This window comes from Mesorhizobium sp. BR1-1-3 (assembly GCF_020165455.1).
Classification (GTDB): Bacteria; Pseudomonadota; Alphaproteobacteria; order Rhizobiales; family Rhizobiaceae; genus Mesorhizobium; species Mesorhizobium ciceri.
The window spans coordinates 284787-298929 of the sequence record NZ_JAIUIC010000007.1 but is presented as its reverse complement, the minus strand read 5'-3'; the positions used below and the strand labels follow the sequence as shown (position 1 = coordinate 298929).

At 63.8% G+C, this 14143-nt stretch carries 14 protein-coding genes; 8 read left to right on the top strand and 6 right to left on the bottom strand.

All coding sequences use genetic code 11. The features are described 5' to 3' along the window. Position 1: 1 nt before the first annotated feature. Positions 2–949 carry an ABC transporter permease gene (locus LB559_RS18455; protein ID WP_224674678.1) on the top strand — a complete coding sequence of 316 codons (948 nt, stop codon included), beginning with the start codon at positions 2–4 and terminating at the stop codon, positions 947–949. 137 nt (positions 950–1086) lie between these two features. Then, positions 1087–3153: a 3-hydroxyacyl-CoA dehydrogenase NAD-binding domain-containing protein gene (locus tag LB559_RS18450; RefSeq protein WP_224674677.1), complete on the top strand. Its 2067-nt coding sequence runs from the start codon at positions 1087–1089 to the stop codon at positions 3151–3153. 5 nt (positions 3154–3158) lie between these two features. Here the strand turns inward: LB559_RS18450 and LB559_RS18445 are convergent, their stop codons facing one another. Continuing rightward, the gene (locus tag LB559_RS18445) at positions 3159–3965 is read right to left on the bottom strand and encodes a response regulator transcription factor (protein ID WP_024504754.1); all 807 of its coding nucleotides are present in this window, start codon (positions 3963–3965) and stop codon (positions 3159–3161) included. A 114-nt stretch (positions 3966–4079) separates the two neighbouring features. Between LB559_RS18445 and LB559_RS18440 the strand changes: the two genes are divergently transcribed. The 6 genes from LB559_RS18440 to LB559_RS18415 all read left to right on the top strand — a co-directional run bounded on the left by LB559_RS18440 (position 4080) and on the right by LB559_RS18415 (position 9970). Further along, positions 4080–5216 (top strand): ABC transporter ATP-binding protein, encoded by a 1137-nt coding sequence (locus LB559_RS18440; RefSeq protein ID WP_224674676.1) that lies wholly within the window; start codon positions 4080–4082, stop codon positions 5214–5216. Next, positions 5197–6360, top strand: coding sequence for a PotD/PotF family extracellular solute-binding protein (locus LB559_RS18435; protein WP_024504752.1), 1164 nt, complete (start codon positions 5197–5199; stop codon positions 6358–6360). Before LB559_RS18440 ends, LB559_RS18435 begins: the two co-directional genes overlap by 20 nt. A gap of 75 nt (positions 6361–6435) precedes the next feature. Further along, complete coding sequence (locus tag LB559_RS18430; protein ID WP_224674675.1) at positions 6436–7299, top strand: ABC transporter permease; 864 nt, start codon at positions 6436–6438, stop codon at positions 7297–7299. Continuing rightward, positions 7299–8111 carry an ABC transporter permease gene (locus LB559_RS18425; RefSeq protein ID WP_224618907.1) on the top strand — a complete coding sequence of 271 codons (813 nt, stop codon included), beginning with the start codon at positions 7299–7301 and terminating at the stop codon, positions 8109–8111. The genes LB559_RS18430 and LB559_RS18425 overlap by 1 nt, the downstream gene beginning before the upstream one ends. 10 nt (positions 8112–8121) lie before the next feature. Beyond that, entirely contained in the window at positions 8122–8883 is a 762-nt protein-coding gene (locus LB559_RS18420; protein WP_224674674.1) for an SDR family NAD(P)-dependent oxidoreductase, read from the top strand. A 301-nt stretch (positions 8884–9184) separates the two neighbouring features. Then, positions 9185–9970: a hypothetical protein gene (locus LB559_RS18415; RefSeq protein WP_224674673.1), complete on the top strand. Its 786-nt coding sequence runs from the start codon at positions 9185–9187 to the stop codon at positions 9968–9970. Positions 9971–10117: 147 nt separating this feature from the next. On the opposite strand, the gene LB559_RS18410 is transcribed toward LB559_RS18415, so the two are convergent. From LB559_RS18410 to LB559_RS18390, 5 genes are all read right to left on the bottom strand, one after another. Continuing rightward, a complete protein-coding gene (locus LB559_RS18410; protein WP_224674672.1) occupies positions 10118–11626 on the bottom strand; it encodes an aldehyde dehydrogenase family protein in 1509 nt (502 codons plus the stop codon). A gap of 160 nt (positions 11627–11786) precedes the next feature. Next, a complete protein-coding gene (locus LB559_RS18405) occupies positions 11787–12131 on the bottom strand; it encodes a cupin domain-containing protein (RefSeq protein ID WP_013528939.1) in 345 nt (114 codons plus the stop codon). Between the two features lie 23 nt (positions 12132–12154). Then, complete coding sequence (locus LB559_RS18400; protein WP_224674671.1) at positions 12155–12496, bottom strand: cupin domain-containing protein; 342 nt, start codon at positions 12494–12496, stop codon at positions 12155–12157. A gap of 17 nt (positions 12497–12513) precedes the next feature. Next, positions 12514–12864, bottom strand: a complete 351-nt coding sequence (locus LB559_RS18395; RefSeq protein ID WP_024504745.1) for a cupin domain-containing protein — start codon at positions 12862–12864, stop codon at positions 12514–12516. Then, entirely contained in the window at positions 12861–14135 is a 1275-nt protein-coding gene (locus tag LB559_RS18390; protein ID WP_224674670.1) for a nucleotide disphospho-sugar-binding domain-containing protein, read from the bottom strand. Before LB559_RS18390 ends, LB559_RS18395 begins: the two co-directional genes overlap by 4 nt. Positions 14136–14143: the final 8 nt, after the last annotated feature.

Sequence of the window (14143 nt, the reverse complement as noted above, 5' to 3'; positions counted from 1 at the left end):
GATGATTTTCGTGAAATCGCTGGCCGGCAAACCCTGGATCTGGTCGTTCGTCGGCGCGCTTCTGGTGTGGCTGGCAACGATCGCCTTCACCGGCGGCTACGGCGGCGGCGGCATGGTCACGGCGGCGCTGTCGCTCGCCGTGTTCACCGTCATTGTCGGCGTCGGCCAGATGTTCGTCATCACGCTGGGACCAGGCAATGTCGACCTGTCGCTGCCGGCCAATATCGGCCTTGCCAGCGCCGTCGCGATGAAGGTGATGGACGGCAACGATTCCATGATCGCGGTCGGGCTTTTGGCGGCACTTGCCTGCGGGGCGGCGATCGGCGCCGCCAACTACCTGCTGATCTGGGCGCTGCGCATCCCGCCGATCATCGCCACGCTATCGGCCAGCTTCATCATCCAGTCGATCGACATCAGCTATGGCCGCGGGCTGCAGATCAAGCCGCCGCCGGGCTTCGCCGATGTCGCCAACTGGCAGGTGCTGGGCATTCCGGTGCTGGCGATCCTCACGGTATTGTTCACCGTCGGCGCGGCCATCGCGCTGCAGCGTATGATCTATGGCCGCTCGGTGCTGGCGATCGGCCAGAACATTCGCGCGGCGTGGCTGGCCGGTGTCAATGTCGGCCGCATCCGCTTCCTCACCTACACGCTGTCGGGCGCGCTCGGCGGCATCGACGGCGCGCTGCTCGCCGGCTATTTCCGCGGCGCCAATGTCGACATCGGCAACGAATACCTGCTGGCCTCGATCGCCGTCGTCGTCATCGGCGGCACGTCGGTCGCCGGCGGCAAGGCCAATGTCCCCGGCGTCTGGGGCGCGGCTTTGTTCCTGGTGCTGCTTTTGACCATGCTCAACACGTTTGGGGTGAGCGCCGGGGTGCGGTTGCTGCTGACGGGGCTGATCATTGTCGGGGTGATCACGGCGGCGGGCGGGCAGAAGGCGCTGCGGTAGCCTCCGCCTTCGTCGTCCCAGACACCTTCAAGGCCTGTAATCATTGTGCCAGGCCGACATCCGGTTCCCTTCGACGTTATGGCGCTGTAAATCCCGTTCGCGTGGCCACGGCCGCTGAATAATGCTGGGAGGTTTGCGTGTCCGATTTTGTGAAGGTCAGCCGCGACGGCGACGTCGCCGTCGTCACCATCGACAATCCGCCGGTCAACGCGCTGAGCTTCCATGTCCGCGAACCGCTGATGCAGGCGCTGGTCGAATTGCGCGACGATGCGTCGGTTGCCGCCATCGTCATTGCATGCGCCGGCCGAACCTTTGTCGCCGGCGCCGACATCACCGAGTTCGGCAAGCCGATGCAGCAGCCCGAACTGCGCGCCATCGTGGCGACGCTGGAAACCATCGCCAAGCCGACGGTCGCAGCCATCCACGGCACCGCGCTCGGCGGCGGGCTGGAGCTGGCGCTGGGCTGCCATTTCCGTGTTGCCGATGCCGGCGCCAAGCTCGGCCTGCCGGAAGTCAAACTCGGCCTGCTGCCGGGTGGCGGTGGCACGGTACGGCTGCCGCGCCTTGTCGGCGCGGTGAAGGCGTTGAAGATGATCGTCTCAGGTGCGCCGATCGGCGCGACCGAGGCGCACGCCGCCGGTCTCGTCGATGCCGTCTTCGAAGGCGTTCTGACCACGCATGCCGTGAACTTCGCTGGGGAAATCGCCCGCAAGGGTGGTCCCTTCACGCCGGTGCGTGATCGCAATGAAGGACTCAAGCAGGCCGACCTCGCGGCGTTCGACGCCGAGGCTGCGGATCTTGCCAGGAAAGCGCGCGGGCTCGAGGCACCGATCGCTTGCGCGCAGTCGGTGCGCAATGCCGTCACGCTGCCGTTCGATGCGGCGCTGGCGGCAGAGCGTGCGCTGTTCGTCAAACTGGTCGCCAGCGACCAGTCGCGGGCGCAGCGGCATCTGTTCTTCGCCGAACGTGAGGCGGCAAAGCTTCCGAGCAAGGACATCGTCAAGCGCAGGATCGCCCGCGTCGGCGTCATCGGCGCCGGTACGATGGGGGGCGGCATTGCCATGGCCTTCGCCAATGGCGGCTATTCCGTGATTTTGCTGGAAACCAGCCACGAGGCCCTGCAACGCGGCTTGGCGACCATCGACAGGAACTACTCGGTGTCCGTCACGCGCGGTTCGCTCAGCGAAGACGCCAAGCGGCAACGGCTCGCCCAGTTCAAGGGCTCCACCGACTATGCCGATCTCGCCGACTGCGACCTGATCGTCGAGGCGGTGTTCGAGGATATGGCGGTCAAGAAGGAGGTTTTCGGCAAGCTCGAAGCCGTGGCCAAGCCGGGCGCGATCCTGGCCACCAACACCTCCTATCTCGACATCAACGAAATCGCTGCCTCGACCTCGCGGCCGCAGGATGTGCTCGGCCTGCATTTCTTTTCGCCGGCCAATGTCATGAAGCTCTTGGAGATCGTGCGCGCCGAGAAGACCGCGCCCGATGCGCTGGCGACATCAGTCGACCTGGCGAGGCGGATCGGCAAGGTGGCCGTCGTGGTCGGCGTCTGCCACGGCTTCGTCGGCAACCGCATGCTTGCCGCGCGGGGCTCGGAATCGGAAGCGCTTCTTCTGGAAGGCGCAACGCCCAGCCAGATCGACCAGGTGTTCACCGATTTCGGCTGGCCGATGGGGCCATTCCAGATGGGCGATCTCGCCGGCCTCGACATTGGCTGGCGCAACCGCAAGGCACGCGGCCAGAAAGCCGTGATCGCCGACACGCTGTGCGAACAAGGACGCTTCGGCCAGAAGACCGGCCGGGGTTTTTATCTCTACGAGGCTGGCGCGCGCACGCCAGTGCCGGATCCCGAGGTTGAAGCGCTGATCCGCGACAAGGCCGCCGAGAAGGGTATCGCACCGCGTGCGATCAGTGCGGAGGAAATCGTAGAGCGCACGCTTTACCCCCTGATCAACGAGGGCGCCAAGATCCTGGAGGAAGGCATAGCGGCCCGTGCGTCCGACATTGATGTCGTCTGGGTCAATGGCTACGGCTTTCCCATCGGCAAGGGCGGACCGATGTTCTGGGTTGGCCTTGAAGGTCCGGCCAGGATCATCGAGCGGCTCGAATACTGGCATCAACGGACGGGCAAGGATGTGTTCAAGTCGGCGCCGTTGCTGAAGCGGATGGCCGAGACCGGGTCGTGGGAAGCCGGCGGTTAGAGAGCCTACCGGATCCGTGCATCGATGATCTCGACGAAGCGCGCGAACAGGCCGGCCTGCGACTTGATCTTGAGCTTGCGGTAGATGTTGCGGCGATGGACCTTCACGGTTCCCGGCACGATGCGCATGGCGCGGGCGATCGACTCCGTCGAATGCCCCTGCAACACCAGGTCGACGACATGCTTTTCGCGCGGCGTCAGCGACAGGCTCTGCCAGATATGGGCGCGGTCGAACTCGTTGACCATAGCGGCCGTCTCGTCCTGCTTCGCTTCCGCCGTTTCGTCGGCCGGAAGAGCAGGCCAGCGCAACCTGATGAAGCTGATCACCGCGGGAGCCATGTCGCGCAGCAATCTGGCATCGGCTGTGCCGAAAGGGCCTGAAGCGCGCAGCCGCATCAGCGACAGCACCAGCGCATCCTTGCCCGGCAGCGGCACGAAGAAGCCGACCTCCTCGGCCAGCCTGGTCTGGCTGTAATAGGAGCGGAAATACTCGCTGGCATAGAAACGGTCCGGCGCCAGCTCGCGCATGCGCCAGAACCCTTCCTTGCGCTCGACCGCAGCGTGATGGAACGGATCGAGCAGATACGGCCCTTCCTGATAGAGCGCGACGAACACATGGCTCTCGGTGGGCGAGAAGGTCTCGAACAGCAGCGGCGGGCGCGAGGCGCCGCGATAGCCGAAGATCACGCAGTGGTCGAATCTAACGTGCTGCCGCAGCCACTCGACCAGCGCCTGGCCAAAGAGATCGCCGCTGGTCTCCCGCGTCGTCGCGACGAGCGTGGCGAGCCGGCTGTATTCGTCGCTGCGGGACAATGCATACCCCCTTAAACGAGAAAATAGACCAGATATACCACCTGAGAGGTATATACTAGCGGCCATTGGCTCTGGTAGCGTTCCGATATTGCCCTGTTGCTGGAGCCATCAGCCTTGACCGCAGTGCCCGACATCGAGTTTCGCGGCGTCACCAAGCGCTATGGCGCGGTGACCGCGGTCAGCGGCATCGATCTCGCTGTCCCGCCCTCCGCCTTTGTCGCGCTGCTCGGTCCCTCCGGCTGCGGCAAGACCACCTGCCTGCGCATGATCGGCGGCTTCGAACAGCCGAGCGAAGGCCAGGTGTTCATTCGCGGCCAGGACATGGCCGGCACGCCGCCCTACCGGCGGCCGGTCAACATGGTGTTCCAGCAATACGCGCTGTTTCCGCATCTCGATGTCGAGGACAATGTCGCCTATGGGCTGCGCCAGGCGCGGCCAAGGCTGTCTTCGCGCGAGATCGCCTCGAGGGCGGGCGAGGCGCTCGAAATGGTGCGGCTCGCCGGCTATGGCCGCCGCAAGATCCACGAACTGTCGGGCGGCCAGCAGCAGCGTGTGGCGCTTGCCCGCGCCCTGGTCAACAAGCCGGCGGTGCTCTTGCTCGATGAGCCGCTGGCGGCGCTCGACAAGAAGCTGCGCACCGACATGCAGATCGAGCTGCAGAACCTGCAGCGCGAGATCGGCATCACCTTCGTGCTGGTCACGCACGACCAGGAGGAAGCGCTGTCGATGAGCGATTTCGTCTGCGTCATGAATGGCGGTCGCATCGTACAGCTCGGGCAGCCGAGCGAGATCTATGACGAACCGGCCGACCTGTTTGTTGCCGATTTCGTCGGCAAGACCAATCTCTTGAGCGGTACTGTCGCCGGGCATTCGGGCGATCTGGTGGAGGTGGCGCTTGCCGACGGCACCGTCATTGCGGCGCGCAAACGGACCGCCCTGCAGCAGGGCGAGGTCGTTTCGGTCAGCCTGCGTCCTGAATCGCTCAGTCTCGGCGCCCAGGCAAGCGGCCCATTCAAGGGCATCGTCCGCAACCGGATATTCCTGGGCGCGACGGCGGAATACGCGATCGAGGTCAAGGGCATCGGAACGCTGCTGGCCAAAGCCGATCACCTGATCGGTCACGGCAATCTCTTCAAGCCGGGTGAACCCGTCGCCATCGGCTTTGCCTCCGGAACGCCGCTGGCGTTTGCGGAGACCAAGAACAACGGGGCCAACCAGAGGGTAGATAAACATGTCGAAATCATATCGTGACGGACTGCCGATAAGCCCCGAGAATTTCGTCGACCAGCTGATGCGTTTGAAGCGCGGCTCGATCGGCCGCCGCGACTTTCTCGGTCTCACCGGCCTTGGCATTGCCACTGCGGTGATGGCGCGCGAGATCGGCATCATGCCGACACCGGCCTTTGCCGCGGAAAGCCTTGGCGATCGCATGTCGATCGCCACCTGGCCGAACTATCATGACCCGGCGACCTTCGAGAACTTCAAGAAGGACACCGGCGTCGCCGTCGAGGTCAACGTGTTCGGCTCCAATGAGGAGATGCTGGCCAAGCTGCAGGCCGGGGCCTCGGGCTGGAGCCTGTTCGTGCCGACCAATTACACGATCTCGACCTACAAGAAGCTCGGCATCATCGAGCCGCTGGAGATGGCGAAGCTGCCGAATTTCGACGGCTCGCAAGAGGATCCGCGCTTCACCTCGGAGGGCACGATCGATGGGACGATCTACGCCGTGCCGAAGAACTGGGGCACCACCGGCTTTGCCGTCAACACCAAGAAGCTGACCAAGCCGATGACGAGCTGGAAGGAGTTCTGGGACACCGCCATGGCGGAAGGCGACAGCCGCACCATGGTGCATGACTACCAGCTGACCACGATCGGCAATGCGCTGAAATATTACGGCTACTCGTTCAATTCGCTCAAGCAGGACGAACTGGCCAAGGCGGAGGAGCTGCTGCTGAAGGTCAAGCCGCATCTGTTCGCGGTCTCCTCCGACTACCAGCCGGGGATGCGCGCCGGCGACGCGTGGATGACCATGTGCTGGACGAATGACGGCGCGCAGCTGCATCGCGACATTCCCGAGATCGCCTATGTGCTGGGCAAGGAAGGCGGCGAGATCTGGACCGATTTCTATGCCATTCCGAAAGACGCGCCGAACAAGCCCGCCGGTTACGCGCTGCTCAACTACCTGATGAATCCGCAGGTGGCGGTGAAGGAGCATTTGGCCAATGGTGCGCCGTCGACCGATGCGCGCGTCAACAAGCTGCTGCCCAAGGAGGTGCTCGACAACCCGATCCTCTATCCGGCAGCCGACCTGTTGACGCCGCTGGAATTCGGCGCGGCGGCAACGTTGACCGACCCCGGCCGTGCCGAACTGATGGCGCGCTTCAAGTCGGCCTGAGCCAGGCGGCCTCAAATTCGACTCAGATAATTTGACCGGCGGGTTTATGCCCGCCGGCACCGGGGCAATCTTTCCATGCACGGCAGCCGTCTTCGTAGGAATTTTCTGACCGCCATGCTGCTCGGTCCGGCGACCGCGTGGCTGGTGGTGTTCCTGGTGCTGCCGTTCATCGCCATCGCCGTGTTCAGCGTCGGCGAACGCGCACCGGAAGGCGGCTATCAGGCCGCCTTTACGCTGGCGCAATATGCCAATCTTCCGGCGCGGGCGACCGCCTTCTGGAACACCATGGTGCTGGCGCCGGTGGGAGCGCTCGCCTGCCTGCTCGTCGCTTATCCCGTTGCCTACTATCTCGCCTTGCGCGCGCCGCAGCGCCGGCGGCTGATCCTGCTGGCGCTGGTCGTCATTCCGTTCTGGACCAGCCTGCTGATGCGGACCTATGCCTGGATGTACATTCTGGGCGGGCGCGGCATTCCGGCGCTGCTCGCCTTTGTCGGCATCGAGGATGTCAGGCTGATCAACACGCCGGGCGCGGTGCTGCTCGGCATCGTCTATGGCTACCTGCCGCTGATGATCCTGCCGGTCTATGTCAGCCTCGAACGGCTTGACCGCAGGCTGCTGGAGGCCTCCGCCGATCTCGGCGCCACGCCATTATCGACTTTCCTGGGCGTGACCCTGAAACTGTCGTTGCCGGGCGTCATGACCGGCTTCTCGCTGGTCATGATCCTGCTGCTCGGCGAATATCTGATCCCGACGCTGCTTGGCGGCGGCAAGGTGTTCTTCATCGGTAATGCGCTGGTCGATCTGTTCCTGCAATCGCGCAACTGGCCGTTCGGATCGGCCATCGCCATCACGCTGGTGCTGGTCTCGGTGGTGGTGCTGATTGCCGCCAACCGCATTTCGACCCGGGTTTCGGGCGCGCGCCGGGTGGATCTGATCTGATGCGGGCTTTCGTCATTGCGGTGTTCGCTTTCCTCTATCTGCCGATCGCGCTGGTGGTGCTGTTTTCTTTCAACGCCGGCCACCATGCCAGCGAGTTCACCGGCTTTTCGGTGCAATGGTACGGCAAGGCACTGGCGAACCCGTTCCTGGTCGAAGCGCTGAACAACAGCCTGTTCATCGCCACCACCAGCGCTTTGCTGGCGGCGCTGTGCGGCACCGCGGCGGCACTCGGCCTGGCGCGCGTCGGCGTGCGGACCCGCGCGGTCTTCGACGCACTTCTGGGCGCCGCGATCGTCGTTCCGGGCGTCGTGATCGGCATTTCGACTCTGGTCGCGCTCGTCCAATTGTTCACCGTCGTCAATCCGTTCCTCGCCTCGATCTGGCCGGACGATCAGCCGCCGCGGCTGGCGCTCGGCTACGGTTCGATCATCGCGGCACACGGGCTGTTCTCGATGGCGCTGGTGACGATGATCGTCGGCACGCGGCTCGGCAGCCTCGACCGCAATCTGGTCGAGGCGTCGAGCGATCTCTACGCGACGCCGTTGACGACGTTCCGCTCGATCGTGCTGCCGCAGATCATGCCGGCGGTCGTTGCCGGCTTCCTGCTCGCCTTCACCTTCTCCTTCGACGATTTCATCATCGCCTTCTTCGTCGCCGGCGCGCAGACGACGCTGCCGATCTATGTCTTCGCGTCGATCCGGCGCGGCGTGACGCCGGAGATCAACGCCATCGCGACGATCGTGCTCGTCGCTTCCGTGCTGCTTGTGGTGCTTGCCCAATGGCAGTTGCGCCAGCGCAAGCCGTCGAACTGAAAGCCGCATCATGATCCTCAAAGACCGCATCGCCGTGGTGACAGGCGCCGGCTCCGGCATCGGGCGCGCCGGCGCCATGATCATGGGCAGGGAAGGCGCGGTGGTCGTCATCGCCGACAGGGATCAGGCCGCCGGCGAAGCAACGGCTTCGGACATCCGCGCGATCGGTGGCCAAGCCGAGGCGATCAAGACCGATGTCGCTGATGATGCGGCGGTCGAACAGCTCATTGCCGGCACGCTCGACAGGCATGGGCGCATCGACATCCTGCACAATCACGCCGGCATCCAGGTCGGCGGCACGCTGACCGAAGTGGAGGTCGGCGGCATGGATGCCTCGTGGCGGGTCAATGTGCGGGCGCAGTTCCTGGCGGCCAGGATCGTCATGCCATCGATGATCGCACGAGGCGGCGGCGTCATCCTCAACACCGCCTCCAATTCGGGCGTGTTCTACGACCGCGAGATGATCGCCTACGCAACCTCCAAACATGCGGTGGTGGCGATGACACGGCAGATGTCGCTCGACTATGCCCGTCACAATGTCCGCATCAACGCGCTCTGTCCGGGCTGGGTCGACACGCCGTTCAACGAACCGTTCATTGCCCAGATGGGCGGACGCGGGGCGATCGAAACCTATGTCCGCACCAAGATCCCGATGGGCCGCTGGGCCAGCGCCGATGAGATCGCCGAAGCGATCCTGTTCCTTGTCTCCGACCGTTCATCCTACATGACCGGCCAGGCGCTGGTAATCGACGGCGGTGAAAGTATCGGCTGAGCCTTTTGCTTTCGCTATCAACTCCCCTGTTTTCAAAGCTTGTCCGATATACCACGCAAAGACTTTCACCCATGCCGCTGCTTGCCGGCAGGACTATAGTCCTGCCGGCATGGGACTTCAGTGCCATGGCCGTCCAAGAGCGTGAATTTGTTTTTGATATCAGTCGGTTAAGTTTCTGGCCGGGTGCCAGATCGCGTATTGAGACAGCATTTGTCTAAAGTTTACTCTGCACTATTAGCAATTCCTCATAGGACAGTCGCTTAGCGGTCGGGCCAGGGCGACGATTCCCGAGGAGATTACCATGACAAACCGGAAAACTCTGCTGTCGGCGCTTGCCGCATTGGCGCTCCTGGCATCTCCGGCGCTCGCCGGCAATGGGCACGGCGGTGGCGGTGGCAATGCCGGAGGCAACGGGCACGGCAACGGCGGTAGCAATGCTGGCGGCAATGGCAATGGGGGCGGCAACGGCCACAACGGCAGCAATGGCAAGAGCGGCGCTTCGCACGGCAAATCTTCGTCGGCCCCGGGCCGGGCCAAGGCCAAAGCGGACGACACCACGGTCGACACAACCACAAAGGTTTCGTCGGTTCCCAAGGAGAAGAACATCCACGCCAAGCTTGGCCGGCTGAACTCACTGCAGCGCAACATCAACGCCTATATGAATTCGAAGAGCAAGAAGTTCGCCGGCATCCAGGCGTTCGTGACGCAGTCGGCCAAAGCCAAGGTCGCTCAGGCAGCCGCTGAAGCGGCCCAGGAGAAGCTGGATGCGCTGAATTCGCAGTTGAGCGCGCTGACATCGCTGACGCCCGAGCAGGTTGCGGCCATGACTCCCGAAGATCAGGCAGCCTTGCCTGGAAAGATAACGGATCTGCAGGCCGAAATCGCTGCTCAGCAGACTGAGGTCACCGCCGCCAATGAGGCGGCTGCCGCGGCAGACGTCGGCACCGATGATGCTTCGCTCGACGCGGCATTGACGGATATGGCCAACAAGCCCGTCGACGCCGCGGTCACGTCCTGGGCTCAGGGCGTCCTTGCCGACAAGATCGACCAGACGGCTGCCGCAATGCAGACGGAAACGACGCCGTAACGAACCGCTGCCGAAACGGTAGTGGTCAGTCAAAGAAGATGCCGCCGGGTTGCACTCGGCGGCATTGCCTTTTCCCGCTCATGGTCGGGCTGGCTATCCAGGGATAGCCACCGAGCTGGCGTCCAGGGATAGCCAGGCTCGAAACACTCAGACATGCTTGCGGCCGCCGGTCTCGCGAAACCAGCTGTCGGGGTAGGGGTACCACCATTCCTGGATCGCAGGCTTGTGGTCGATGATCACCATTTTGGAGCGGCGGAAGGCATCGAGCCCCTGGCGTCCGAGTTCGCGGCCGAGGCCCGAGGCCTTCCAGCCGCCGAACGGCAGGGCATCATTGTCGATCAGCGGGTTGTTGACCCAGACCATGCCGGCTTCGAGCCGTTCCGCCGCCTCGTGGGCTTCGGCCAGATCCGATGTGAACACCGAAGCGCCGAGCCCGAACGGGCTGTCATTGGCAAGCCGGATCGCCTCGTCGAAATCCTTGACCCGGCAGATGGCGGCGACGGGTCCAAAACACTCTTCGCGCACGATCGCCATATCAGGGGTGACGCCGGTCAGGATGGTCGGTTCGTAGAACCAGCCGACATTGTACGCAGGCGGGATACGCCCGCCGGTGACTGCGACGGCGCCATGAGCGATCGCATCGTCGACAAGGCGCATCACTTTGGTCCGCGCGCTTTCGCTGACCAGCGGGCCGATCTCGGTCTTGTCCATGCCGTTGCCGATGCGCAGCGCCCGCGTCCTTTCGGCGAACAGCGCGACGAAGCGGTCATGCACGGAATCGACGACGAAGAAGCGCTCGGCCGAAGTGCAGACCTGGCCGGTGAGGTGGAAGGCGGCGGTGACGCTGCCGGCCGCCGCGATCTCGAGCGGGGCATGCTCGCTTATGATCAGCGGGTCGCTGCCGCCGGCCTCGATGACGCACGGCTTCATGCGTTCGGCGCAGGCCACCGCCACCGCCTTGCCTGCGGCGACCGAGCCGGTGAAGGCAACGGCATGGGTGCGGTCGGAGGCGATCAGCGCCTGCGCTGTGGCCGCTCCGCCGGGCAGGCAGGAGACCAGCCCCTCTGGCAGCGAGCGGAACACGGTCATGTAGTCCAGCGTCGAGAGCGTCGTCGCCTCGGCCGGCTTGATGATGCAGGCATTGCCGGCGGCGAGCGATGCGGCGACCGTCCAGCACATCAGCAGGATCGGGAAATTGTAGGGCATGATGTGTACGGAGACGCCATAAGGTTCGTAGCGCGCATACTGGAACGAACCGGCCTGCGTCGTGCCGGCGATCTTGCCGGCATCGTCGCGCGCCATCTCGGCATAGTAGCGGAAGATCGGCGCGCAATTGGCGATCTCGCCGATCGCTTCGGGGTAGGGTTTGCCCATCTCGCGCACCATCAGCTCGGCGCAACGCGTGAAGTCCGCCGCCTCGATGGCGTTGGCGACGGCATGCAGTTGCTTGGCCCGGCTCTTGGCGTCGAGCTTCTTCCAGGCGGCCTGCGCCCTGGTTGCCGCCGTGAGCACAGCGTCGATCTCGCCGTCGCTGGCGGCGGCAATGGCGCCGACGGTTTCCAGCGTCGCCGGATCGATCACCGGTTTTGCCGCGCCGGCCATCGACCGGTAGTCCGGATTGACGAAGAAGGTTGGCCGGTCAGGAGAGAAATCCATTTTGTCCTTCTCCATTTATGGAGCCTTTTTGAGAATTCGTCCTGCCGAGGCAGATGGCGTGGCTTTCGAGAACCGGAGCGCAGCGGACATTTAGTCCGTGAGCACCGGAAGCGCAGAAAGCCGCGTCAGGTGTCCGGCAGGGCAGAATTATCGAGAAGGCTCAACGGATCATGTAGACCTTCTTGATTGTCTCATGGACGGTGCAGACGCCCTTCCAGTCCTGCGGGAAGAACGCTGCCGTATCCGGCTCGATCTCGATGACCTCGCCGGATTCATGCACATAGGTGCAGCGCCCTTCGAGGAAATGGCAGAACTCGTCGCGGGTGACATGGCAGTGCCATTTGCCCGGAGTGCAGACCCAAAGCCCGCATTCGGAGCGGCCTTCCGGCCCCTTGTACAGCAGCTTGCCCGAGGTATGGGATTGGCCCTCGATCATGGTCGGGATGACGCCCCAGTCGACGAGGTCGGTAATGGTAAGCGGGGATTTCATGATGGGGGTTGTCATATCGATTCCTTGGAAATGGGTGCTCAGCGGCACATGAAGGCCTTGGTCAGCGTTTGCTTGATGATGGAGATGCCGGTCCAGCCGGCGGGGAAGAATACCAGCGTGCCGGCCTCGACCGCGATCTCCTCGCCGTCGTCATGGACATAGCTGCCGCGTCCCGACAGGAAGTGGCAGAATTCGTCGGCGCCAAAGGTGACCTTGCGCGTGCCCGGCGTGCACGCCCACAGGCCGCATTCGCTCGATCCGTCCGGGTTCTGCGCCAGGATCTTGCCCGAAGCGCGCGGCGAACCGGCGAGCGTGTTGCTGCCCGCGCCCCAGTCTTCCAATTCCACGGCCGGAGCCTTCGGCCAGTGCGGTGTCGACATGTCATTAAGCTCCGTGGTCACGCCAGCATGTAGACGTTGCGCATCGTCTCATGCACGGTGCATTCGCCTCTCCAGCCGGCAGGGAACATGACCACGGTGCCGGTGGAGACTTCTATCACCTCACCGACATCCGACCGGTAGGTCGCGCGGCCGGCGACGAAATGGCACAATTCGTCGCGCGGGATCGAGAGCCGCCAGCGGCCTGGCGTGCACACCCAGATGCCGGATTCCGGCTGGTTGTTCGGGCCTTTGTGCACGAGCCTGCCGGTCGAGTGCGAAGTGCCGCCGAGCGCATCCGGCTGGACGCCCCAGTCGACGAGATCGGTGCGGGTGGAGGCCTGGTGGAGGTGTGGGGCGGAGGAGGTCACAGCAACCCCTCCAGCAATCCTGCCGCCTTCTCCGGCCCATTCTGCGCGTGCATCTGCGCCGATGTCTTCGCCAGCTTGGCTTTCATCGCCGGGTCGGTCAGGCAGGTCTCGATCCTGGCAACCAGCTCGGCATCGGTCCAGTCGTAGCGCGGCATGCCGAAGCCGTGGCCGGTTTCCTCGACGCGGGTGGCGTTGTCGTGGCCGTCCCAGACATAGGGCATGATGATGGCCGGTTTGCCGAAATAGAGGCACTCGGTGAACGAGTTGTTGCCGCCATGGTGGATGACGGCATCGACCTGCGGGATCACCGAGGGCTGCGGAAACCAGCTGTCGACAATGACGTTGCCGGGCACGTCCGTGTACTGGTCCTTGTAGCCGCCGACATTGACCAGAGCCCTGTAGCGCGTCTTGCCCAATGTCGCGATGATGCGCTTCAGCAGATCGACATCGCCGGCGCCCAGGCTGCCGAAGGAGACGTAGAGCAGCGGCCCGTCATTGTTCCTGGAGAAGGTCGGCACCGTGTACGGCTTTTCGTGCCGCACGCAGCCTTCGAGATACTGGAATTTTGCCGGGTCGAGCGGATGGCGGCGCTTGAATTTTGCCGCCTCGGGGTAGAGCAGCAGGTTCAAATAGGGCGAGGCTTCGAAGAACTGGCCGACCGGATAGGGCGCCTCGTGGTTGGCGGTGAGGAAGGCGTTGAAGTCGTCATGGATCGGCTTGATCACCGCATTGAAGTGGTCGCGGTAGCGCTGGTGGCCGGCATGGTCGTTCTCGCCGCAGCCGGAGAGATGGGGCGGGATGTCCTCGTCCTCGATCTCGTTTTCCGAACACGAGATGACGCGCACCCACGGCTTGCCGTACTGCTTGATGGCCGGGAACAGGATGACGTTGTCGACGCAGATCACATCCGGCTTGATGGCTGAGAGAACGCGCGGCAGATCTTTCTGCGCCCATTTGGCGCTGTCGACGATCGCCGTCCAGCAATCCTTGACGTAGTTGTCGACCTGGTCGTAGGGCGATTTGCGGAAGTTCGGGATATGGCCGTTGATGAAATCCTCCCAGAATTTCGCCATCTGCTCGGGCGGCATCGGCTCCGACAGGTTCACCGGATGCGCCTCGAAGCCGTAGCCCTTGTAGACATCGACGAAGCCTGGGTCGGACAGGAACACCGCCTTGTGGCTGCGCGCTTCGACTGCCTGGGCGATGCCGACGGAATTGAGCGCCGGGCCGTAGGCGGCTTCTGGAAAAAACGCGATCGTCTTCTGCGCCATCAGGCTTC

What these genes read in the sequence shown, in the direction of transcription:
- LB559_RS18405 (WP_013528939.1), bottom strand. Translation starts at nt 12,131, where the DNA reads ATGACAACCCCCATCATGAAATCCCCGCTTACCATTACCGACCTCGTC.
- LB559_RS18455 (WP_224674678.1), top strand. Translation starts at nt 2, where the DNA reads ATGATTTTCGTGAAATCGCTGGCCGGCAAACCCTGGATCTGGTCGTTC.
- LB559_RS18410 (WP_224674672.1), bottom strand. Translation starts at nt 11,626, where the DNA reads ATGGATTTCTCTCCTGACCGGCCAACCTTCTTCGTCAATCCGGACTAC.
- LB559_RS18400 (WP_224674671.1), bottom strand. Translation starts at nt 12,496, where the DNA reads ATGTCGACACCGCACTGGCCGAAGGCTCCGGCCGTGGAATTGGAAGAC.
- LB559_RS18415 (WP_224674673.1), top strand. Translation starts at nt 9,185, where the DNA reads ATGACAAACCGGAAAACTCTGCTGTCGGCGCTTGCCGCATTGGCGCTC.
- LB559_RS18435 (WP_024504752.1), top strand. Translation starts at nt 5,197, where the DNA reads ATGTCGAAATCATATCGTGACGGACTGCCGATAAGCCCCGAGAATTTC.
- LB559_RS18390 (WP_224674670.1), bottom strand. Translation starts at nt 14,135, where the DNA reads ATGGCGCAGAAGACGATCGCGTTTTTTCCAGAAGCCGCCTACGGCCCG.
- LB559_RS18420 (WP_224674674.1), top strand. Translation starts at nt 8,122, where the DNA reads ATGATCCTCAAAGACCGCATCGCCGTGGTGACAGGCGCCGGCTCCGGC.
- LB559_RS18430 (WP_224674675.1), top strand. Translation starts at nt 6,436, where the DNA reads ATGCACGGCAGCCGTCTTCGTAGGAATTTTCTGACCGCCATGCTGCTC.
- LB559_RS18425 (WP_224618907.1), top strand. Translation starts at nt 7,299, where the DNA reads ATGCGGGCTTTCGTCATTGCGGTGTTCGCTTTCCTCTATCTGCCGATC.